The following is a 21,610-nucleotide window of genomic DNA, read 5'->3' on the forward strand; positions in this document are numbered from 1 at the left end:
ATGAGATGTTCTGTGGTTTTGGCACTGCTGGTTCTCGTTACCTCAAACTGTGCGAAGAAGATGCTTCCGCCCAGTCCGGACCGGTTTCCGCCCCGGCTGGTGGAGGTGGATGCGCGGAGCCGGGTGCAGGTGGAGCTGATTTTTGATGAGGATATTGACCCGGCACGGTTTCAGCCGGAAAGTATCAGCATTTCCGGTCTCAGGGTCAGAGGTGTGTCTGTCGGCAGACAGCGGTCCAGTGTGCTGATCTGGACCGAACCTCAGCGGTCAGCAAATTATCTGCTCAGGGGTGTAATCTGGGATGCAGCGGGTAATCCAGGCCGGTTTCGTGCCAGTTTCCGGGGGTCAAACCGGATTGACACCATTCCGCCGCAGGTAGTTGCGGTCCAGCCGGCACCGGAATCAAAGGGGATGTTGCGCTTGGTCCGGATTGCGGTCCGGTTCAGCGAACCGGTGGATACTACCGCACCGGTAAATTATCTGATTGTGCCCCGGGTTGCGGAAACGCTGTTTGTCAAGTCATGGGAGCCGAGCTGGCAGGAGTTCCGGCTGGTCTGCCGGGAGTCCCTGCCCGGTAACGAGTTTTATTTTCTTCTCCTGCCTGGAATTCCGGATCTGGAGAGTAATTCCTGCCGGATGTCTGCCTGGACCGCCTGGAGTGCAGAGACGGTGTTTGCCGGCGTCAGGGTCCGGGGGCGGGCGGTTTTTAATGGTCAACCGGTTCGTTCCGGAGCGGTTTTTTTTAACCAGGGTGAAACGCGGGCGCTGGCACCGATTCTCGCCGATGGTTCCTTCGGTGTGAAACTCCGAGCCGGAGTTTATTCGGTATTTGCTGCCGGTGATACCGATTATAACGGCAGGGCAGAGCTTATTTCCCCTGAAATCCAGTTTAATACTGAAGGCGAGAGTCTGGAACTGATGATGTTGCCGGAAAGTCTGCCCCGGATGATCAATGAGTATTGCCGTTAGTATCATACTTCTGGTTCTGGTGCTGTTTGCCTATCGGGGGCTGCTGCATCCGAGAGGTGAGCCGGGACTTTTTGTTTTACGGCTGGGGGTGCTGGTGATGTTTTTGCTGATAGCCACCGGCCAGATTGTCAGTTTCGCCTGGCAGGAGCGGCCGCACCGGGTGGCGGTTCTGGTTGATCGTTCCAAGAGTATGCAGGCGGTCAGGGCAGACAGCCAGGCGCTGGAGATTGCCGGGCAGATAGGTTCATTCCTGCCCCGGGGTCTGAAACCGCAGTTCTGGAGCTTTGGCGACAGTGTCTATGCCGGGATCGATCCCAATAGAATATATGAGCACACCAGGCTGGGCCGGGCGCTGGAACTGGTTTTTAACTCCAGACCGGCAGCAGTGCTGCTGCTGAGTGACGGTCAGGACAACGGCGACCTGAGTCCGATGGCGGTGGTGAAACAGGCGCAGGTGCCGGTTTATGTGGTAGGGTTCGGTCAATATGCCGGTTACAATCTCAGTGTCCGGGATTTGGAGTTGCCGGGTCTTGTTTATGCCGGAGATACGGTGCACATCCGAATCCATCTGCTCAGTTCCGGACTGCGGGAAAATCTGCCGGTGCGGGTTGAGGTCGCCGGACAGGAGCGGATAGTTATCGCCGGTGCCGGTTTCTCAGAGCAGGAGCTGGAGTTTCCGGTGGTTTTCAACCAGCCCGGGAAAAAAGTGATCCCGGTCCGGGTGGAAAGTTTGCCCGGAGAAATAACCTTTGGGGATAACCGGGCGCAGGCGCTGGTTCAGGTGCAGCCGGCACGGGTCCGGGTAGTTTACTTTACAAATAACCCGGGACCCAATACCAGGTTTATTCTTGCCCTGCTCCGGCAGAATCCCAGGGTAAGTCTGGAGACAGTGATTTCCCTTACCGGCAGTCTTGATACCGGAAAGGAGCCAGCAGGCGATGTTTATTTGCTTGACGGGGTCAGCGAAAAGGAGCCGGACCGGGTCTGGTGGCAGTGGCTGGAATCACAGATCAGAGATGGTGCCGGTCTTCTTTTTGTCGCGGGGGTAGATAATGCTATCGGACCGGTGCTGAGCCGGATGTTACCAGTATCGCAATGGACGGTGTTGAAGGGCAGTTTCACACCGGTGTCCACCAGTGATGCCGAGATTGCCGGGATTTTTGGACCCGGCGGAATTGATTTTAATCTTCTGCCGCCGTTCAGCACTCTGATCACCGGGGTTCCGGATGCGGGTGCTGTGGTCTGGCTTCAGGCAGGGGAGAACGGCAAGCCGGTGGTTGTCGCCGGCAAGCGGGGCAGGGGCAGAGTGGTTTATTTTGGTGGTTATCCGCTCTGGCGCTGGGGTTTTCTGCCGGAAATTTCCTTTGGTCGTGAGTCACCGCTGGCGGTATTTCTTGACCGGGTGAGCCGTTATCTGGCGGAACGGGATACGAACCGGTTTGTGTTGGAAACCGACCGCATGAGCTATCTGGCGGGCGAACCGGTGCGGTTGCAACTGCGGGCGCGGCGTCCGGGGGGAGACTGCTGGGAGGGACTGGATGTGCGGATCCGGGTTAATACTGGTGGTATCTGGGTGCCGATGGTAGAACGGGGAGCAGGGATATATCAGGCGACGATCCAGGGTTCTGCTCCGGGCAGTCACCATGCGGTTGCCGAGGTGCGTCAGGAGGGGGTGGTTCTGGGCACTGCCGGGGTTGACTGGGGTGTTGATGAGCAGGGTGTAGAGCTGGTCCGGCTCGGCCTGAACCGCGGTTTGCTGGAGCGGATCGCTCAGGCAGGGAACGGCTGGTTTGTTCCGGCGGAAAGTCTGGCTCCCGAGCTGATAAAAGGGATCAGGACCCGGGGTTATCAGCGCCGGCTGGTCCTGGACCCGAGAAGTCTGCCTTGGTGGTTCGGGCTGATGGCGGTGCTGTTCGGGGTTGAGCTTTTACTAAGACGCAGAAAGGGGTTGTATTAGATGAGCATGGTTCAGGGGTTGAAGAGCGGATCGGAGCTGAAAACGGGGTGCAGGAGACTGTTTGGGATTCTGTTGCTGATGGCTGTTCCGGCGCTGGTTTATGCTGGCAGCGGGGAGCGGATTGCGGAGTGGCTGGGAGCGCGGGGGTTGAGTCCCCAGCTGGTGGTATTACTCGTTTCAATGCTGCCGATAGTGGAGCTGCGGGGGGCGGTGCCGATCGGCAACAACCTTTTCGGACTGCCGTTGTGGCAGACACTCCTGCTGGCAATCGGTGGCAATATGCTGCCGATTTTTCTGGTGGTGCTTCTGCTGGAAAAGGCGGTGGAGTGGCTCGGGCATATTGCTGTTTTCCGGCGGTTCTTTGACTGGCTGTTTCAGCGGACAAGAAAACGGAGCGGAGTGATTGAACGGTTTGAGTTCTGGGGGCTGGTGATCTTTGTGGGCATACCTTTGCCGATGACCGGTGCCTGGACCGGTTCAGTAGCAGCGGTGCTGCTGGGAATGTCCTATTTCCGGGCACTGCTGGGTATCTTTCTCGGGGTGCTGATGGCAGCGGTCATTGTCACCGCGCTGTCCTTGCTCAGGTGGTGGGGTGCGGCGGTTGCGGCATTATTGATTTTAATAATTACTCTTCAGCAGTTTCTTTCCGCACGCCGCCGGTCAGAAAAGTTCAGGACCGGAGATCAGTAGCTGCCGAGCCGGCCAAGGATCAGTTTCACCTTTTCTCTTTCGGGCGAGTTCGGTTCCAGTTCGAGAAAACGGCGGAGATAGTGCCGGGCGCTGTCCGGTTTGCCCTCAAAGGCAAACACCAGACCCTTGTTTTCAATTGCTGCCGGATAGTCCGGATAATACTGAAGACTCCGGTTGAAATCGGCAATTGCACCGCCAGCATCGCCCCGGGCATATTTCAGCATACCCCGGCGGTTCACCGTGGCAGCAAAGCGCCGGCAGAGATCAACGGTTAACGGGTCGTAAAACCGGGAGGTCTGATACCGCTCCGGTCCGGGCAGGTGCAGCGATTCCGGCGGTGCGGGCAGAGTGTCGTTTGCGGGCAGAAATTCATAGGTCAAGCCGTTAAATTTAACCCGCCAGCCCTGCCAGTTTTCCAGGAGGGTGGTGAAGTTCTGAGAGAAGAAAAATGCCCTTTTTCCCTTCAGACCCGAGATGAGGTCTGCCATGATTTCCTCCGCAGTCCGGCGGGCAGTCTCACCAAACCGGATGTCACTGGTCCGGACCGGAGCGGTCCAGAGGTTTTCAGCAGCCGCAACCGCTGCCTCGGGCACAGGCAGATTCCGCATAAGTTGTCTGAGATACCAGGGCAGGGTCAGGTGATACTGGCTGACGACCAAAATCCGGTCTTCAGGTCTGGATTTGAGGTTGAGCCAGTTGATACCGTGGAAAAGACTGTAGTCATCAGTGAACAGGACCGCGTTCTCTGGCAGTTCCGCATTTACCGTCTGTGCAAGGTCGGTGAGGCTGGTGAGGTGCGAGCGGTCCTGGCGCGGGTAGAAGTAAACCGTCTGGGCAACGGTCAGGATTGCGATGGTAATGGTGACCGGGATCGGTTTTACCCGCGAAAGACCGTGGATGCCGTAACCGATGAGCAAAGCACAGACAAACCAGACCGGCAGAAAGTAACCCTCTTTGTCCGGAATGTTGTAAAGCAGGACCGCAGGTCCGGCAGTCAGAATTCCTGTAAAAAAGCCCCATAACAGTCGCCGGTGGGATTTGAGCATGCCGATGATACCGGGGATGAGCAAAAGCCAGAAGACAGTGAACTGCTGGAGGAGCATTTTCGGCAGATCGCGCAGCTGAGTGGCAAGGTAACCGGTGCCACCGGCAAGAAACCGGTAGCGGTAAATCCGGGCGGTAACATAAACCAGCAGGTCACTGAGGCTGTGAACTCCTGCCCAGCCGGGCAGGTCCTGAGCACGGAAGAGCAGGCTGAAATAGAGCAGCGGGCCGAGCAGCAGGAGTGCAATACCCGCAGGAAGGGAGCGGAGGAGCGGACGTTTGGGACCGGTAATGGCGATGACCATCAGGCTCGGAATCCAGAAGATGATGAAGAGGTGGTGGGCGATGCCCAGTCCGAGAAGGAAAAAGATTAAAAGCAGACTCCGGATTGAACCGGTCTGAGCATGGACAGTTGCCAGGAGCAGAAGCAGGGCAATCAGCAGGGTGTGGAGACTGTAGACCTCAATTGCGGTTGCCTGCTGCCACAACTCCCAGGATACCGCCCAGACCAGTGCGCCCAGCAGGGAGGCGACAGGATTACGGGTCAGCCGGTCCAGCAACAGAAAAAGAATGAGGCAGGAACCGGCAGCAAACAGGCTGGAGATCAGGTTGAGGCGGAAGGGCAGGGACAGAACCGGTATCAGGGAAGCAGCTTTTAATATCCATAAAAGTAATGGATACCCGGGTGGATGTGCCAGACCGTTGACTGCGGTTACGACCACAAACTCGGCTGAATCCAGCCAGAAGATATCACGGGCAGTGGTGGCAAAATACAGCGCAAAGGGCAGAAGGAAGGCAGAAAGGGGCAGAAGATAACGGCGGAGTAAGATGCCGGTCTTCAGCACAAGGAAGTTTAGCCGGGGGGCGCCCGATGTCAACGGGAAAGCCATTCGGATAGTTGGCTTCTGGTCTGGAGACAGACCGGGCGGAGATTAAGACACCGGTGCTGACCTGACAGCAATACCCACCCCTGCCCGGGGCTAGCCCCCCTTGACGGGGGTGTATGGCATAACTGGTTGAAAATTAAAAAGATGTGAAATTAACCCCATCAGGAACCAATAAAAACGAGGTGGAAAGACAGATCTGCTGTTTGGTGGTACTATCCTTGACATCGGGGGAAAACCGGATATAAGGTGATATATATTGAAGGTTAATCCCGAAACCAGACTTCTGTTTTTGATTACTGGTGCAGCTCTGCTCATCCGGTTGCTCGTGGGTCTGGGGTATAAAAACCGGATGACGCCGGGAGAGCCGGTGCAAAAGGCAAGGTCCGAAGCGGAGTATCTCCGGGAGCCGTATCTGGAGCTGGGTGATTCCCAGCAGTATCTGCTGCTGGCAGAAAATCTCCGGACGCGCGGAAGGTTCAGCTGGAATGGAGGACCGGTGACATTCCGGCTGCCGGGTTATCCGCTGCTGCTGGCATTAATTAATAATAATCTTATTGTGATGACGGTCCTGCAGGCAGTGCTTTCGGCGATGAGTGTGCTGTTTGCCGGTCGGGCAGGGATGAAGGTTTTCGGTCCGGTTGCCGGGCTGGTGGGTGCGGGGTTGCTGGCGATTGACATTCCCAATATCGCCCATTGCGGAATGGTGATGAGTGAACCGCTGTTTGTTTTTCTGGTTACCGGCGCACTGCTGGCGTTGAGTTATGGTCGGGAGTGGCTCTGTGGAACAATGCTCGGAATGGCGGCAATGACCAGGCCGATCGGGGTTTTCCTCTTTCTGCCGGTGGCAGTTTTTCTCGTCTGGAAAAGGGTGCGGTGGCAGCGGGTGGCGGTGTTTCTCGTGTGTTTCGGCCTTCTGCCCGGGTGCTGGGTAGTCCGGAACTGGCGGGTTTGGGGCAGGCCCGGGTTCAGTTCCAACGGTGGCTACAATCTGTTTTATGCTGGTGCTGCTGAGGTGGTGGCGGATAAACTTCAGGTGCCGCTTGCTCACGCCCGGGTGTATCTGGTGGAGCGGTACCAGCAGGAGCTGGAGGGAGATAATCCCCTTGAGCTCGGCGAACGGCTGGGCAGAATCGGGATGAGGGTTATTGTCCAGGAGCCGGTGCGGTTTCTGAAGGTCTATCTGCGGAGTGCAGGGAAGATTATTTTCGGGACCAAGGCGGATGACCTGGTGCTGAGGCTGGTGGCACCTGAGCTGCGACTGGCAAGACTGGGCGCACTGCCGGAGGTGCTACCGGTCGGGGTCAGAATGGTGATTTTTCTCCTGAGCGGACTGGAGCTGGTGCTGATGGGCGGAACCATCTTTTTTCTTTTCCGGGCGCTGCTCCGGGCGCAGCCGCGGTCATGGGTCTGGCTGTTGCTGACACTGGGAGTTTATTTTATCCTGCTTGCGGCACCGCTCGGCGACGGCCGGTTCCGGGTGCCGGCGATGCCTTTCTTTACCGCACTGGCGGGTGCCGGCTGGTCCGGGCTGCTGGCGAAGCGCAGGGGTGGTTAATGGGAGAACCGGAGCTGGCGCTGGTGTTTGTCAATTACGATTCTGCCCGGTGGCTGAGAACCGCGCTGGCAAGTGTGAAGCAGGCAGCGGAAAATCTGGAGGTGGAGCTGGTAGTGGTGGACAACTTCAGCCCGGGTGAGAAGGAGCGGGAGCGGTTGCGGGAGGTTGGCGATGAATTTGGCGCCCGCATTCTGCTTCTCGGGAAAAATCTCGGTTATGGAGCGGCTGCCAATCGGGGAGTTGCGCATACCCGGGCTGAACTGGTGGCGGTGTGCAATCCGGATGTCCGGTTTACTGCCCAGAGTCTGAGCCGGCTGGTGGAGTTTATCAGGTCCCAGCCCGATGCCGGGGCGGTTTCCCCTCAGCTTTACTATCCGGACAGAACCCCCCAGCCCTCCTGTCGCCGGTTACCAAGACTGCGCTATCTGTTCTGGGGAAGACGCTCACCGCTTGTCCGGATGTTTCCCCGGCAGGCACCGGCACGGGAGTTTCTCTATCTGGATCTGTGGCGGAGCACGCAACCGGTGGAGGTGGAGGCGGTGATCGGCACAGTGATGGTATTCCGGCGCAGCGCCTTTACTGCTGTCGGCGGTTTTGATGAAGGGTATTTCATGTTTGCTGAGGATCTGGATATCTGCGACCGGCTGCGGCGGCAGGGGTGGCGGGTGTTTCTTGAACCGCGGGCAAGGGTGATCCATTATTACGGTGCGGTGCGCCGCCGCTGGCGCCGCTGGACCGAGTATCAGCGGGTGCGGGGGTTGCACCGGTTCTTTGTTCAGCGCAGCGGGTTGCCGGGTTCACTGCTTTTGTCAGCACTGTTTGCCGGCTATTACTTCAGCTTGGAGGCAATGGCGGTTGCGGGGCTGGGGGAGTTTGAATATTCCTGGCAGAAGAGGAGCGCGAAGACAGGAGGCAGGATTGCACCGGCTTAAGGGGCTGATAGTTATCGCGCTGCTGGTCGCCGGGGATCTGGCCGGGGTGCTGTTGAGCTATATTCTGGGCTATTTTGTCCGTTCATGGTGGTCCGGGGGCGAAACCTTCACCGGCAGCCTGTTGAGCCGGGCATATCTCCTGCTCGTCTTTCCGTTTGTGTTCGCCTATGAGGGGTTGTACACGAGAAGGCTAACTGAATGGGAGGAAAGACGCCGGTGTGTGCGCGGGGTAGTAATCGGCAGTGCACTTTTGACTATTCTGCTGTTTATGGTGCGGTTGTGGATTGTGTCACGGCTGGTGGTGGTGCTGAGTGCGCTGTTCAGTGCGGTGCTCGTGCCTGCTATTCGCACATTGCTGAAGCGGTTGCTGGTGCGGTTACAACTGCTGGATCAGCCGCTGGTGATCTTCGGCTATGGCAGTGCCGCCCGGCTTTTTGAGGCGGAGCTGAATAAGCACCGGACCATGGGTTACCGGGTCGTAGCGCGGATTGAGCGGCCGGCAGACAATGAGCCGCTGGGAGCACTAATTTCCCGGGCAGAAATTCCCTCCGGGTCGCTGGTGGTGGTGCTGGCAGACTGTTTCCGCGAACCGGAACTGAAGCAGATCTTTGAGTATGCGGAGCAGAGTTTCGCCGAGATGATGATTCTGCCCAATCTCAGTCTTCTGACCACCTCCACCGCTGCGGTAGAGCAGATCGGAAGTCTGCTGGTTCTGAAATACCGTTATAATCTGCTCCGGCCGATGAACCTCTGGACAAAACAGGTGCTGGAGTTTGTGCTGAGTCTGGTGCTGACGATTGTACTGCTGCCGGTGTTTGCGGTGCTGGCGCTGCTGGTGAAACTGTCTTCACCCGGGCCGGTCTTTTTCCGGCAGCCGCGCATCGGCCGGGGCGGGAGGGTGTTTACCTGTCTGAAGTTCCGGACAATGTATCAGGACGCTGAAGCCCGGCTTGAGGAGATTCTGAGGCGGGATCCGGCGGTGCGGGCGGAGTGGGAAAGATATGCCCGGATTACCGGTGATCCGAGGGTGACCCGGATCGGTCGGTGGCTGCGCCGGTTCAGTCTTGATGAACTGCCCCAGCTGTTAAATGTGCTTAAGGGCGAGATGGCACTGGTGGGTCCCAGGCCTTATCTGGTGAGCGAACTGGAGCGGGTGGGAAAATATCTGAAGACAATTGTGCGCGTTCGTCCCGGACTTACCGGTCTGTGGCAGGTTTCCGGTCGTGCGGAACTGCCGTTTGAGGAGCGGATGCTGCTGGATGAGTATTATATCCGCAACTGGTCGCTGTGGCTGGATTTTTCCATCCTGGTGCGCACAATCAGGGCGGTGCTGACCGGTCGCGGCGCTTATTGATTCCCGAGAGGCAGGGTTGATTTTCACTTCATTTTCCTTATTATCAGCATGATGAGTCTGGCGATTCTGTTTCTGCTGGCCGCTGCACCTGGTGGCTGGCAGACATTTACCAACAGTAATTTTATCGCGGATCTGTGCGGTGACGATTCGGTACTGGATGCGGCAACCCTAGGCGGGGTGGTAATTCTGGAGACAAAACCGGAGATCCGGGTCCGGCACCATTTCTACCATACAGACGGGCTGGGGGTGAATCGCTGTCTCTGTATTGCCCGGGATCCGGAGGGTAATCTCTGGGTCGGAACCGATGGCGCCGGACTGGCGGTCATCCCTGCCGATTCGGGCCGTGCCCGGCTGTATCGCGCCGGCGAACTGCCACTGCGGATCCGGACGTTGGTGGTTGATTCCGGGCGGGTTCTGCTCGGCACTGAGCAGGGCGTGTATGTTGTTGAGCTGCGGGGTTCACCGTTGAATTTTGATGACGACCGGGTTGAGCATTACAGTTTTGCCCGGGTGCGGGAGCTTTTGAGTGACCGGGTGCTGGCGATTGCGGTCAGCCCTGCCGGTTACTGGATTGGAACTAATCAGGGATTGACCCGGGTTGACCAAGAGTTCAGCCGCTGGCGTGCCTTTCGCCGGCCGCTGGGGGATTCGGTGAGTGCAATTGCCCTGCTGTCCGATGGCCGGATTGTTGCCGGCACCGAGCTGGGGCTGGTGGTTGGCGATACCGGGGGACTGGTGCCGATAGTGACATTTGCGCAGGCAAAGGCGGTCCGGGATCTGGCAGTAACGGGCAGCAGTATCTATCTTGCAACCGCGGATACGCTGTTTCAGGTTGACAGCGCCGGGACGATGGTACCGCTGCTTTTGGGTGACATTCGTTCTCTGTTTGCCGGTGCGGTTTTGTGGGCCGGGCTGGGAGGAAATGATGAGTGGGGGCTGGGGTTGCGTTATCTGCGGAGCGGTCAGTCCTGGGAAAGTTACTATTTTAACGGCGTTGCTTCGGGAATGGTGAGTGACTGTGTCCTGGGAAAAGATGGAAGTATCTATGTCGGGCACCACAGTTCCTACATCTCCCGGATTAAGCCGGACAGTGCGGTGCAGCTGATCGTTTCCCCCCTGAGCTGGGCGGTGCAGGTGCGGTGCGATTCGCGGGGAAGGCTTTGGTTCAGCCATTTCTATCCGGGCGGGTTGAGTGTTTATGATCCCGCGGCTGATACCTGGGGGAGTCGCCAGCTGGGGTCCGGGGATCGGAATGTGGTTCAGGCGTTCGGGCTGGACCGGCATGATACCAAATGGGTATTTAACAAAAGCGGTTCAGTTGTCGCGATTGATTCGCTGGGCAGAGAGGCGGAGTTTTATCTGCCGGAGCTGGTGCCGCCACCAGGGGGTAATTATGAGTTTGCCTTTGATTCCCGGAATCGGGTGTGGGTCGGTTTGACCAACGGGCTTGAGGAGTTTGACTATAATGGAACGCTGTTTTATCCCGGAGATGACCGGCATGCGCTGCACAGCGAGGGGTTGCCGGCAAGTGAGGTGCGGTCAGTTGCGGTTGACCCTCAGGACCGGGTATGGGTGGCAACACCGCAAGGGGGAGCAATGTGGGACGGGAGCAGGTTTCAGGTTTATACCACAAGTAACAGCCGGTTGTTGTCCAATAATCTTTACCGGGTGCGGGTTGACGGCGGGGGCCGGGTGTGGTTTCTATCTGACCAGGGGCTGTCAATCTTTGATGTTGCAACCGGGAGCTGGACAAATTATACCTCCCAGAACAGCGGTCTGATACCCAACTCCCAGAGTCTGACCGGCTTTTATACCGCACTTGCCCTTGATGATGAGCAGGGGGTTGCGGTGATCGGGACCGCCCGGGGTGTCTCAGTTTTTTCTTATGCACCGGAGCCGGACTCAGGTGCCAGGGGGTTGAAGATTTTCCCGAATCCGTTTATTTTCGGGGTTCACCGGGGAGTGGTAGTTGCCGGTCTGCCCAGCGATGCACGGGTAAGGGTTTACACCTTGAGCGGCATGCCGGTAGCAGAGCTGCCGGTGAGTCCGGGGTTGGGTAGAGCATACTGGGTCCCGGATAGGACAGGAAGTGGTATTTATCTGGTGGTGGCAAGCAGTCGGCAGGGGATTATTACCGAGCGGCTGGCAGTGGTGAACCGGGGTCAGTAGCGGGCCGGCTATTTTCCAGAGCGGCGGTTTACCGGACGACGCTGACGGCTGTCACCCGGGTCCGGTTCTTCCATACAGGAGTCAAAATACTGGCACTGGGGACAGCAGTCGTCATCCTTTACCCTGCCTCGGGTACGGCAGATTTCATAGCCGGCACAGGCACGACAGCACATAAAGGTTAGCCTCCGTAGTAGCTGTTTTTATACCTTGGTTTCAATGCTGAGCAGCAGAATAAGTTCCCGAATCAGTTCGGCGACGGTGGCAGCGGCAGCGGTGGCGGTGTGGTTCCGCGGGCAGAATTCCACCAGGTCGGCACCGATGATGTTGAGACCCTGGAGTCCGGCGAGGGCGCGCACCAGTTCCGAATAGGAGCAGCCGCCAGGCTGGGGGGTCTGGACTTCAGGCATGACCCCGGTGTCCAGGACATCGATATCGAGAGTGATGTAAAGGGGACGAGTGCCGATTTTTTCCCGCACGATGGCAAGCGGTGCCAGGACTTCAAACGGAAAGAGATTGGAGAGCCCCAGTTCATCCGGATGGGAGAAGGAGCGGATTCCGAGCTGAAACAGGTTTTCCCGGGGAATGTAATCCAGGACCCGTTTCATGGCGGTTGCATGGCTGTTCGGTTCGCCGAGGAATTCATCTCTGAGATCGGAATGAGCATCAAATTGCAGGACGCACAGGTCCGGAAACCGCTGGTAAAGTTCGGCGATGATGAACGGGGTGATGGAATGTTCACCACCGATTGCCAGCTGTTTCTTTCCTGCGCGGTAGGTCGCCGCAGTGTTTTTCCGGATGAGCGTCTCCGGGGCGGCGGGTTCTTCAAATGTGAACTCCAGGTCCCCCGCATCAAACACGCGGACCGCACTGACATCCCGGCGCAGATAGGGGCTGAAGGATTCGATGTTGGCAGTACCGAGACGGGCGACCGCCGGACCGAAACGGGTGCCGGGGATGTAGGAACTGGTGCGGTCAAGCGGCATGCCGATGACCACCACCTGAGCATCCGGAAGTGGGGAGCTGGCAAAAAAGTTTGCCATCAGCGGATATTAGCATAAGGATTAGATGTTGGCTGTCAATAATTGCACAAGCCGGTGCCGGATTGGAAATATGGAGGTCTGGCTTGACATCAGGGCACTGATGATTAAACTCAAACTGTCGGTCAGAAGAGAGTTAATGTTGACAGTTAAAAACCAAAGAAGGAGGTAATTATGAAGCTGTTGTTGGTCGTCACCGGTCTGGCAGTAGTTACTGCACTTGCCTGGGGTGCGCTGCCGGCGACGCAGGCCGGGCCGGGTTCGCTTCTGAGCCGGTCGGAGGAGGTGCTGACACCGGCGGTGAGTGACAACGGATTGCCAGCGGTTGACTTCTTTGCTGATGAAACGCTGCATTTCGACGGTGTACCTTATACCGGTGTCGGGCTGACCAGTGGCGGTACCTTCTATTCAGCGGCGCGGTTTACCCCGACAAGTGCCTGCACGCTGAAGGCGATTCTCTTCTATCAGTGGCACAACTCCAGCAACGATTACGCATATATTTTTGCTGAAGGTAATGATACTACTCCCGGGGCAGTGCTGGAGTCGGTTCCCTACAGTGGTGCTGATTCGATGCGCTGGAAGCGGATTGATCTCAATCCGCCGCTGGTACTGCCGGCAGGGAGCGATTTCTGGGCCTGTGTGCGGTTGACACATACGGCAGGGAGGTATCCGATCGGATGCGATGCCGGTCCGATGGTGCGCAACCGGGGCGGATTCCTCTCCAATAATCGCACATCCTGGCGACAGCTGGCAGACCAGGGGTTGGATTACAACTGGAATATCCGGGCGGTAATCAGCCGGATTCCCGGTCTGGCGCATGATGTGGGCGTGTCCAGAATTCTGGTGCCGGAGCCGAATGTTGGTCCGGGTAGTTATCAGCCAGTTGCCCGGGTAGTTAATTATGGCACGAATGCGGAAAATAATTTTCAGGTTTACTGCTGGATCGATTCCGGGGCGGTGCGGGTGTATAATCAGAGTGTAACCGTAACGAGTGCAATTCAGCCCGGTTCCCGGACTGATGTAACTTTTCCGGCGTGGCATACCGGTCCTGGAGGTGCAAGCTATACGGTCACGATGTTTACTGATCTGAGTGGGGATCTCAACCGGGCGAATGACACCGCACGGCAGACGACGAGTATTGCCAATGTGTTTGCGCTGATGGATCATGATACCGGTTACTGCCGGCTGACTGTGTCTTGTTTCGGTCCGCTGGGGTATGATGCCCCGGCTGATGCCGGTTCGGGGTTCCGCTATCCGAAGACCGCCGCCAGCGCCCTCTATTACGGCTCGTTTGCTATGGGGACCGATACCGGTTATGTTGCAGACTGGTATTATGGCCGGCCGGCAAGCCAGATTAATTCGGATCTGGTGGCGGTGGAGTCGCTGCGGGCGATTGTGCCGCCGGGTATCGGTGATGAGCATTTTTACGCCAGCTTCTCTGATGCGGCTCATCCCCGTCCCAAGAGTCTGCGGGTAGTTCAGCACAGCTATATGAGTGCCGACCCGTCGTACGATGACTTTATTATCATTGTCTATGACATCCAGAATCAGGGTTCCAGTGCGGTTAACGGGCTGTATGCCGGTCTGTTCATGGATTTTGATATCGGCTCTTCACCAACGACCAATCAGGGTGCCTCCGATACCGTGCGCCGCCTGGTGTATATGCGGCAGGCGTCAGGTGCCAATCCCACTGTTGGGGTCAGAATTCTTGAGCCTGCCAGTTTCCGGAATCTCAGTCTGGTGGATCATGCGATCTATGTCTATCCGGATACCGCAATGACCGAAAATATGAAGTGGCGTTTTCTGAACGGCACAATCGTCCAGCGCAGTTCCAACCGGCCTTATGACTGGTCAATCGTTGCCTCTGCCGGGCCGTTTGATATCAATCCGGGCGGAACTGCCCGGCTGGCGGTGGCGGTGGTAGGTGGCAGTGATGAGAACGGGTTGCGGGCAAATGCGGATGCGGCGCAGGTGTGGTATAATACCAATGTGGGGCTGGCGGAGGTACCGGCGGTAGTAGAACCGTTGAAGTTCCGGGTTTCTCCCAATCCGTTTGCACAACGGACCCGGGTATATTATCATGCGGGAGTTGCAGGCAGGATGAGACTTGAGGCTTTTGACGCAGCCGGCCGGCGGGTTGAGCAGGTGGAGTTTGATGTTGCACCGGGAAGCGGCAGTTATTTGTGGAAGCCTCAGGGTTTGAATTGTGGTGTCTACTTTCTGAGGGTTGTTACTCCGGATGGCATAGTCGAGACAAAGGTTCTGCGGCTGGATTAGAGACTGGAGTAGGGAGCGGGGCGTCCGTTTGCGGACGCCCCGTTTTGTTTCTGGGGTGAGGCGTTCCGGTTGACAGGCGGGCGGTTTTGAGTAGAAGTATTATAATAAAAGGAGGTCAGGTTTATGCCTGTTTATGAGTTCTGTTGTGACGAGTGCGAGAAGAAGTTTGATATTGTCGCAACGCTCCAGGAGAAGGAGGCCGGGCTGAAGCCGGTATGTCCCCATTGCGGGAGCAGCAGTGTGCATCAGGTGTTCGGACGGTTTACCGTGATTGGCGGTTCCAAGGATGATACCGATATTGATCTGCCGGATGTGGATGAGGATTACGGTGCGGGCGCCGATGAGGAGTTCGGGGATGAGGGAATGGAAGGGATTGATGATCTGGACGAGGATCTGGATGAGGATGTGGAGCTGGATTAGGAGGAGCGGAGATGTTCTGGTTTGACTGGATGAGTCTGGGTATTGTAGTGGGAGTGGCGATTATTCAGACCGTCCGGACAGGCAAAGCCGGAGGAATGGGGCTGACTCTGTTTGAGGCGGCAGGGCTGATTGCAGCAGCGGTGGGCGCCAACAGTCTGGCGGGTAATCTTGCTCAGGCAATCGGTGTGCAGCCGGTGGTGATGCTGATTGTGCTTTTTCTCATTTTTGCGGTTCTGGCTTTTATCTTCGCCCACTGGCTTTTCGGTGTGACCGGCTGGTCGTTCGAGTCGCTGGACGGGCTGCTGGGATTTTTCTGGGGGGTGGCTGCGGGCTGGGTGATCGCCCATATGGTACTGCGGATTGTCATCATGTCGCAGGGTGAGAACGGAGCGGTTGCCGAAGTAATGGCAAATGCCCCGATCGCCCGTGAGGTTTATTCCTTCCGGACCTGGAATGCGCTGATGGCGCTGCTGTTTAAAGCCAGACTGGGACCGGAGTTCAATCCGGATGTAAATTAGTGATGATCCAGGTTTATACGGGCGAGGGTAAGGGGAAGACGACTGCGGCGTTCGGGCTGGCAATGCGCGCCCTTGGTCATGGCTGGCGGGTGCTGGTGGTGCAGTTTATGAAGGGGGATGATCAGTATGGTGAGGTCAGGACCGCGAAGCGATTAGCCAATCTGGAGGTGCGACAGTTCGGACTTAAGACTTTTGTTCAGCGGGGTAATCCGGGTGCGGATGATGTCCGTCTTGCCCAAGATGGTCTTGAGTTCGCACGGAAGGCGATTCAGTCTGGAAACTACCAGCTGGTGATCTTGGATGAGCTCAATTGTGCGGTGGATTACGGGCTGGTGCCGTTGAGCGAGGTGATCAGGCTGGTTCAGGAGTGTCCAGCCGGAGTAGAACTGGTGATTACCGGCAGGAATGCGCAGCCGGAGTTGATCAAACTGGCAGATCTGGTGAGTGAGGTCAGGGAGATCAAGCACCCGTATCAGAAGGGTATTGTCAATCGTGTTGGAATCGACCGTTGAGGAGTTACTGGAGCGATTCGCCCAGGGCGACCGGCGTGCCTGCGGTCAGGTGATTTCTCTGGTGGAGAATGAGTCTGCCCGGGCAAAGCTGATTCTGAATAAACTCTATCCGCAGATGGGCAGGGCGTATCGGGTGGGAGTAACCGGTCCGCCCGGAGCCGGAAAGAGCACACTGGTGGAGAAGCTTGCCAGGCAGTTGCGGGAGTATAATTACCGGGTGGGAATTGTGGCCGTTGATCCGAGTTCCCCATTTTCCGGCGGTGCGGTTCTGGGGGACCGGGTGCGGATGGCGGCACTTTTTACGGATCCCGGAGTGTATATCCGTTCAATGGCAACCCGTGGCAGTCTGGGCGGACTGGCAAGACGCACGCGGGAGGTTTGCGATATTCTGGATGCCTTTGGCAGTGATTACATTCTCATTGAGACCGTGGGGGTAGGCCAGATGGAGCTGGATATTGCGGAAGCAGCTGATTCTACGGTGGTGGTGCTGGTGCCCGAATCCGGGGATTCAATTCAGGCGCTGAAGGCAGGATTGATGGAGATCGGAGAGATTTTCTGCGTCAACAAGTGTGATCGGGACGGGGCGGACCGGATGGTGCTGGAGATTCAGACGATGCTGGAGCTGCGACCGAAAAATGATTCCTGGATACCGCCGGTGGTGAAGACCGCTGCAATTTCGGGTCTTGGGATTGAGGAACTTTATGAAAGAATTTCTGCTCACCGCCGGTATCTGGAAACCAGCAGTATCCTTGAGGAGCGCCGGCGCCGGGCGGTCAGAGCGGAGATCGAACGCCGGCTCAGCGAGAAGCTGCAGAGCTGGCTCTGGCGCCGGGACGGTTTTAAGGAGCGGGTGGAGGAGCTGGTTGAGGCGGTTATGAGCCGCCGGATTTCGCCCTACGAGGCGGTGGACCTGCTGTTTAAGGAAAGGGGGTTTGATGAATGAACTGGAGCGGATTCAGAAGGAACGGGAAAGGTGGGAAGGATGTGTGAGCAAGGGTGACCCGGAGCGGTTTGTAACCGTTTCCGGTCTGCCCGTGGATATCATTTATACACCAGCTGACCTGCCAGGGTTTGATTATCTGCGGGATCTGGGTTTTCCCGGTGAGTATCCGTTTACCCGTGGTATCCGGCACAACATGTACCGTGGTCGGCTCTGGACGATGCGTCAGTTTTCCGGGTTCGGCACTGCCCGGGACACCAATGCCCGCTACAAGTTTCTGCTTGCCCATGGTGAGACCGGGCTTTCAGTGGCGTTTGATTTTCCCACACTTTACGGCCGTGATTCGGATGATCCGATGGCGCGGGGTGAAGTGGGAAAATGCGGGGTGGCGATATCTTCGCTTGAGGATATGGAGACGCTGTTTGATGGTATTCCGCTAAGCGAGGTGTCGACATCAATGACGATCAATGGTCCGGCAGCGGTGCTGTGGGCGTTCTATATCGTTACTGCCGAAAAACAGGGGGTATCAAGCGAGAAACTGCGGGGGACGATTCAGAATGACATTTTAAAGGAGTATATCGCCCAGAAGTCCTGGCTGTTTCCGCCCGAACCGTCGATGCGGATTATTACCGATATCATGGCATTCGGTGCGCGACATGTGCCGAAATGGAACACAATTTCCATCTCCGGATATCACATCCGGGAGGCCGGTTCCACTGCAGCGCAGGAGCTGGCGTTCACCCTGAAGGACGGAATGACCTATGTTGAGGCGGGGATCAGGGCAGGACTGGATGTCGACGAGTTTGCCCCCCGGTTATCATTTTTCTTTAATTCCCATCTGGATTTTTTTGAGGAGATTGCCAAGTTCCGGGCGGCAAGGCGAATCTGGGCCCGGGAGATGCGGGAAACATTCAAGGCAAAAAAACCTGAGTCCTGGCTCTTGCGTTTTCATACTCAGACCGCGGGCTGTACCCTGACCGCTCAGCAGCCGGAGAATAATATCGTCAGGACCGCATTTCAGGCGCTGGCGGCAGTACTGGGCGGAACTCAGAGTCTGCATACCAATTCGATGGATGAGACCTGGGCGTTGCCGACTGAAAAGGCGGTGCTGATTGCACTCCGCACCCAGCAGCTGATTGCGGAGGAGACAGGAGTAATCAATGTTATTGACCCCCTGGGAGGTTCCTATTATGTAGAGGCGCTGACCAATCGGCTGGAAGAGCAGGCATACGAATATTTTGCGAAGATCGACGCCCTGGGCGGTATGATCAAGGCAATTGAGCAAGGTTATCCGCAGCGTGAGATCGCTGAGGCGGCTTATCGTTATCAGAAGGCGGTTGACGAAGGGAGGAGAACTGTTGTCGGGGTGAACAAGTATGTGCTGGAAGGCGAGAGGCTGGAAATTCCGATACTGAAGATTGATCCGCAGGTGGAGGTGGAGCAGTGTGAAAGACTGCGGCGGTTGCGACAGCGCCGGGACGATGCGAAGGTGCGTCGCACCCTTGATGATCTGAAAGCCGCCTGTGCGGGCCGGGATAATGTAATGTATCCGATTCTGGAGGCGGTTCGCGCCTATGCCACACTCGGGGAAATCTGCGGAGCAATGAAGGAGGTCTTCGGCACCTATGCCGAGCCACCGATGTTTTAGGAGGTGAAGATGAAGAAACTGAGAATTCTCATTGCCAAGCCCGGGCTGGATGGCCATGACCGGGGCGCAAAAGTGGTTGCCCGGGCGCTGCGGGATGCCGGGTTCGAGGTGATCTACACCGGATTGCACCAGACACCGGAGATGATTGTGGAGACGGCAATTCAGGAGGATGTGGATGCGGTCGGCCTCTCAATTCTCTCCGGCGCGCATATGACGCTGATTCCGGAGGTGATGCGGTTGCTGAAGGAAAGGGGTGCGGGCGATATCCTCGTTTTCGGTGGCGGCATAATTCCCAAGGAGGATATGGAGGAACTCTACCGGATGGGCTGTGGCCGACTGTTCGGTCCCGGAACACCGACTCAGGAGATCGTTGATTATCTGAAGGAGAAATTTCCGGACCGGGTCTAGCCAGCTGTGCTTGACAACAGTCAATCGAAGATTATTTTATAACCCTTGGACGAAATCCGTCTGCGCTACGGGACCAATCCTCATCAGAAGAATGCCCGGGTTTATGTGGCAGAGGGCAAACTGCCGATCGAGGTGCTTAATGGTATGCCCGGATATATCAACTTGGTGGATGCATTGAACTCCTGGCAGCTGGTGAAGGAGTTGCGCGCGCTTGCGGGGATGCCGGCGGCTGCCAGCTTCAAACACACCAGTCCGGCGGGAGCGGCGATCGGCCGGGAGCTGGATGATAAGCTGAAAAAGTCACTGTTTGTGCCCGAAGGCGAGCTTTCGCCCCTTGCCTGTGCCTATGCCCGGGCCCGTGGGGCCGACCGGATGGCAACCTTCGGAGACTGGGCGGCATTTTCTGATCCGGTTGACGAAGCCACGGCGCTTCTTTTGTCCCGGGAGATTTCTGACGGCTGCATTGCTCCGGAATATGAGCCCGCGGCGCTGGAAATTCTTAAAAACAAGAAGAATGGCACCTATCCGGTTCTCCGGATCGACCCGGAATGGACCCCGCCTCCGGTAGAGGTCCGACAGCTGTTCGGTCTGTTTCTCGAGCAGGAGCGAAATGACGCCCGGATTGACCACAAGCTGCTGGAGAATGTGGTTACGGTTAAGAAGGTGATTCCTGACAGTGTAAAGCTGGATCTCCTGCTTGCCTATCTGACATTGAAATACACCCAGTCCAATTCGGTCTGTCTGGCGTATGACGGACAGGTGATCGGAGTGGGGGCAGGGCAGCAGTCCCGGATTCACTGCACCAGGCTTGCCTGCGCAAAGGCAGACAAGTGGTTTCTGCGTCTGCATCCGAAGGTCCTGGGGTTGAAGTTCAAAAAGGGTATCAGCCGGGGGGAGAAGGCAACCGCAATTGATATTTTTCTGGAGGAGAACGCTACACCTGAGGAGGTACACACCTGGTCCAGACTGTTTGCTGATTCGCCTGCGCCGCTGACGCGGGAGGAACGCTGGCAGTGGATTGCTCAGTTTAACGGTATCTGTCTGGCTTCCGACGGGTTTATTCCTTTCCGGGACAATCTTGACCGTGCAGCCCGGAGTAATGTTCAGTTTGTGATTCAGCCCGGCGGTTCAACCCGGGATGAGGGGATTATCCGTGCTGCCGATGAATATGGCATGGTGATGGTGTTTACCGGACTGCGGTTGTTTTATCATTAAAAAGAAAGCGGGGCGACTTTCAATCGCCCCGCCTGTTTTTCTGATTATTAATCAGTGACGATCAGCTTTCCGTTGAACTCAGTCCCGTTAACCTTAAGCCGGTAGAGGTAGATGCCGCGGTGGAGCCGGCTGCTGACATTAATTCTGCTGTCGCCCGCTATTGTGCCATTTTGAGTATGGGATATCCGGCCGTCAACAGTGTAGATGTAAAGCTGATACTGGGCTCCGGAACTGGCGGTGACGGTAAAAACGGGCCGGCCTGAAGCCGGATTGGTAAGGGGTCTTACCTGTGCCGGCATGCACTCAGCCGGTTTTCCTTCACCGACGCCGACGAGGTCTAGAATCGCAATCTCTGCTCCCTGGTAGGCAGGATAGGAGGAGTCGGATGGTACCATAGTAGTACTCTGGGCATAAACCACAATTTTGCAGCGTTGTTCATTCCAGGTACTGGCGATCGTAAAGGGTTGAATTACTGAATCAATACCCCCAGCAGGGACGGTAATTACCGTACCATACTGATTAGGAATGTAATCGCGGCAGACATGATTGTGCCACTGGTCACCGTTGGGCGCGGAGTAGTAAATTGAGTCTTCAGTCACTACAACCGAAACACGCATTGTCAGGTCATCGGTCGAATCGTTCTGAATCAGCGTTTTGATTGTGCCCTCGCGGGTGGTCTGGTTGTAATTACCGGTCAGGCTAATCTGGACCGGAGTCGGCACGCCGATCTGCGCCGCAACATAGCTTGCCCAGAGGTTATAGTTGTAACCGCGCTGCCGGCCGTCAACCCAGAGCCAAGGGGTCGCATAGGAACCGCTGTAGGGCCCGGGGTACATGTACCATTTGCCCCGCGCTTCGGCAGAGTAAAGCGGATATGAGGATGATACATGCCATTCGACGGCAACAACATAACCGGCATAATCGTAGGTGATCTGGTCAACTGCCCGACTGGCAGGTGCGCAGCTGGCTCAACCTTCAGAATAGGCTTCTTCCAGGACGACGATTCGCTGGTAGCCCACTGTAATAGTTGCAGTGAGCACCAGGGAAAGGACGATCAGTTGCTTGAGCACGATTGCCT

Annotated in this window: 19 protein-coding genes; 15 read left to right on the forward strand and 4 right to left on the reverse strand. The window is 56.8% G+C overall.

Annotation, left to right across the window (positions count from 1 at the left end):
- The 3 genes from ABIK48_00380 to ABIK48_00390 are packed head-to-tail and all read left to right on the forward strand — an operon-like array spanning position 1 to position 3,616.
- Complete coding sequence (locus tag ABIK48_00380) at positions 1–969, forward strand: hypothetical protein (GenBank protein MEO0020617.1); 969 nt, start codon at positions 1–3, stop codon at positions 967–969.
- Positions 953–2,926 carry a vWA domain-containing protein gene (locus ABIK48_00385; GenBank protein ID MEO0020618.1) on the forward strand — a complete coding sequence of 658 codons (1,974 nt, stop codon included), beginning with the start codon at positions 953–955 and terminating at the stop codon, positions 2,924–2,926. The genes ABIK48_00380 and ABIK48_00385 overlap by 17 nt, the downstream gene beginning before the upstream one ends.
- Positions 2,927–3,616: a small multi-drug export protein gene (locus ABIK48_00390; GenBank protein MEO0020619.1), complete on the forward strand. Its 690-nt coding sequence runs from the start codon at positions 2,927–2,929 to the stop codon at positions 3,614–3,616.
- Here the strand turns inward: ABIK48_00390 and ABIK48_00395 are convergent.
- The gene (locus ABIK48_00395; GenBank protein MEO0020620.1) at positions 3,610–5,505 is read right to left on the reverse strand and encodes a DUF2723 domain-containing protein; all 1,896 of its coding nucleotides are present in this window, start codon (positions 5,503–5,505) and stop codon (positions 3,610–3,612) included. The two genes, ABIK48_00390 and ABIK48_00395, sit on opposite strands and share 7 nt — an antisense overlap.
- A 298-nt stretch (positions 5,506–5,803) precedes the next feature.
- On the opposite strand from ABIK48_00395, the gene ABIK48_00400 reads away from it, so the two are divergent.
- The 4 genes from ABIK48_00400 to ABIK48_00415 are packed head-to-tail and all read left to right on the forward strand — an operon-like array spanning position 5,804 to position 11,557.
- On the forward strand, positions 5,804–7,102 hold the full coding sequence (locus ABIK48_00400; GenBank protein ID MEO0020621.1) for a hypothetical protein: 1,299 nt from the start codon (positions 5,804–5,806) through the stop codon (positions 7,100–7,102).
- Entirely contained in the window at positions 7,102–8,034 is a 933-nt protein-coding gene (locus ABIK48_00405) for a glycosyltransferase family 2 protein (GenBank protein ID MEO0020622.1), read from the forward strand. The genes ABIK48_00400 and ABIK48_00405 overlap by 1 nt, the downstream gene beginning before the upstream one ends.
- A complete protein-coding gene (gene wbaP, locus ABIK48_00410; protein ID MEO0020623.1) occupies positions 8,021–9,388 on the forward strand; it encodes an undecaprenyl-phosphate galactose phosphotransferase WbaP in 1,368 nt (455 codons plus the stop codon). The genes ABIK48_00405 and wbaP overlap by 14 nt, the downstream gene beginning before the upstream one ends.
- A 51-nt stretch (positions 9,389–9,439) precedes the next feature.
- Entirely contained in the window at positions 9,440–11,557 is a 2,118-nt protein-coding gene (locus ABIK48_00415) for a two-component regulator propeller domain-containing protein (GenBank protein MEO0020624.1), read from the forward strand.
- An 8-nt stretch (positions 11,558–11,565) separates the two neighbouring features.
- Here the strand turns inward: ABIK48_00415 and ABIK48_00420 are convergent, their stop codons facing one another.
- Together ABIK48_00420 and speB are read right to left on the reverse strand one after the other, a co-directional pair.
- On the reverse strand, positions 11,566–11,730 hold the full coding sequence (locus ABIK48_00420) for a hypothetical protein (protein ID MEO0020625.1): 165 nt from the start codon (positions 11,728–11,730) through the stop codon (positions 11,566–11,568).
- A 27-nt stretch (positions 11,731–11,757) separates the two neighbouring features.
- Positions 11,758–12,597, reverse strand: a complete 840-nt coding sequence (gene speB, locus ABIK48_00425) for an agmatinase (protein MEO0020626.1) — start codon at positions 12,595–12,597, stop codon at positions 11,758–11,760.
- Positions 12,598–12,768: 171 nt separating this feature from the next.
- Between speB and ABIK48_00430 the strand changes: the two genes are divergently transcribed.
- The 8 genes from ABIK48_00430 to ABIK48_00465 all read left to right on the forward strand — a co-directional run bounded on the left by ABIK48_00430 (position 12,769) and on the right by ABIK48_00465 (position 20,532).
- Entirely contained in the window at positions 12,769–14,871 is a 2,103-nt protein-coding gene (locus ABIK48_00430) for a T9SS type A sorting domain-containing protein (GenBank protein ID MEO0020627.1), read from the forward strand.
- Between the two features lie 123 nt (positions 14,872–14,994).
- Positions 14,995–15,291, forward strand: coding sequence for a zinc ribbon domain-containing protein (locus ABIK48_00435; protein MEO0020628.1), 297 nt, complete (start codon positions 14,995–14,997; stop codon positions 15,289–15,291).
- Between the two features lie 11 nt (positions 15,292–15,302).
- Positions 15,303–15,809, forward strand: a complete 507-nt coding sequence (locus ABIK48_00440) for a hypothetical protein (protein ID MEO0020629.1) — start codon at positions 15,303–15,305, stop codon at positions 15,807–15,809.
- 2 nt (positions 15,810–15,811) lie between these two features.
- Positions 15,812–16,321, forward strand: coding sequence for a cob(I)yrinic acid a,c-diamide adenosyltransferase (cobO, locus tag ABIK48_00445; protein MEO0020630.1), 510 nt, complete (start codon positions 15,812–15,814; stop codon positions 16,319–16,321).
- The gene (gene meaB, locus ABIK48_00450; GenBank protein ID MEO0020631.1) at positions 16,302–17,264 is read left to right on the forward strand and encodes a methylmalonyl Co-A mutase-associated GTPase MeaB; all 963 of its coding nucleotides are present in this window, start codon (positions 16,302–16,304) and stop codon (positions 17,262–17,264) included. The genes cobO and meaB overlap by 20 nt, the downstream gene beginning before the upstream one ends.
- A complete protein-coding gene (locus ABIK48_00455) occupies positions 17,257–18,909 on the forward strand; it encodes a methylmalonyl-CoA mutase family protein (GenBank protein MEO0020632.1) in 1,653 nt (550 codons plus the stop codon). The genes meaB and ABIK48_00455 overlap by 8 nt, the downstream gene beginning before the upstream one ends.
- Before the next feature lie 9 nt (positions 18,910–18,918).
- A complete protein-coding gene (locus tag ABIK48_00460) occupies positions 18,919–19,317 on the forward strand; it encodes a cobalamin B12-binding domain-containing protein (protein MEO0020633.1) in 399 nt (132 codons plus the stop codon).
- 45 nt (positions 19,318–19,362) lie between these two features.
- Positions 19,363–20,532, forward strand: coding sequence for a phosphoribosylaminoimidazolecarboxamide formyltransferase (locus tag ABIK48_00465; GenBank protein MEO0020634.1), 1,170 nt, complete (start codon positions 19,363–19,365; stop codon positions 20,530–20,532).
- A gap of 47 nt (positions 20,533–20,579) precedes the next feature.
- On the opposite strand, the gene ABIK48_00470 is transcribed toward ABIK48_00465, so the two are convergent.
- Positions 20,580–21,368 carry an Omp28-related outer membrane protein gene (locus tag ABIK48_00470; GenBank protein ID MEO0020635.1) on the reverse strand — a complete coding sequence of 263 codons (789 nt, stop codon included), beginning with the start codon at positions 21,366–21,368 and terminating at the stop codon, positions 20,580–20,582.
- Between the last annotated feature and the right edge of the window lie 242 nt (positions 21,369–21,610).

The sequence above is a fragment of the candidate division WOR-3 bacterium genome, assembly GCA_039801085.1.
In the GTDB taxonomy this organism is placed as follows: Bacteria; Hydrothermota; Tepidihabitantia; order Tepidihabitantales; family Tepidihabitantaceae; genus JAOABP01.

Coding starts and splice junctions, on each gene's coding strand:
- ABIK48_00440 (MEO0020629.1), top strand. CDS start 15,303: ATGTTCTGGTTTGACTGGATGAGTCTGGGTATTGTAGTGGGAGTGGCG.
- ABIK48_00470 (MEO0020635.1), bottom strand. CDS start 21,368: ATGTACCCCGGGCCCTACAGCGGTTCCTATGCGACCCCTTGGCTCTGG.
- ABIK48_00415 (MEO0020624.1), top strand. CDS start 9,440: ATGAGTCTGGCGATTCTGTTTCTGCTGGCCGCTGCACCTGGTGGCTGG.
- ABIK48_00380 (MEO0020617.1), top strand. CDS start 1: ATGAGATGTTCTGTGGTTTTGGCACTGCTGGTTCTCGTTACCTCAAAC.
- ABIK48_00420 (MEO0020625.1), bottom strand. CDS start 11,730: ATGTGCTGTCGTGCCTGTGCCGGCTATGAAATCTGCCGTACCCGAGGC.
- cobO (MEO0020630.1), top strand. CDS start 15,812: ATGATCCAGGTTTATACGGGCGAGGGTAAGGGGAAGACGACTGCGGCG.
- ABIK48_00435 (MEO0020628.1), top strand. CDS start 14,995: ATGCCTGTTTATGAGTTCTGTTGTGACGAGTGCGAGAAGAAGTTTGAT.
- speB (MEO0020626.1), bottom strand. CDS start 12,597: ATGGCAAACTTTTTTGCCAGCTCCCCACTTCCGGATGCTCAGGTGGTG.
- ABIK48_00455 (MEO0020632.1), top strand. CDS start 17,257: ATGAATGAACTGGAGCGGATTCAGAAGGAACGGGAAAGGTGGGAAGGA.
- ABIK48_00460 (MEO0020633.1), top strand. CDS start 18,919: ATGAAGAAACTGAGAATTCTCATTGCCAAGCCCGGGCTGGATGGCCAT.
- ABIK48_00385 (MEO0020618.1), top strand. CDS start 953: ATGAGTATTGCCGTTAGTATCATACTTCTGGTTCTGGTGCTGTTTGCC.
- ABIK48_00390 (MEO0020619.1), top strand. CDS start 2,927: ATGAGCATGGTTCAGGGGTTGAAGAGCGGATCGGAGCTGAAAACGGGG.
- ABIK48_00430 (MEO0020627.1), top strand. CDS start 12,769: ATGAAGCTGTTGTTGGTCGTCACCGGTCTGGCAGTAGTTACTGCACTT.
- ABIK48_00405 (MEO0020622.1), top strand. CDS start 7,102: ATGGGAGAACCGGAGCTGGCGCTGGTGTTTGTCAATTACGATTCTGCC.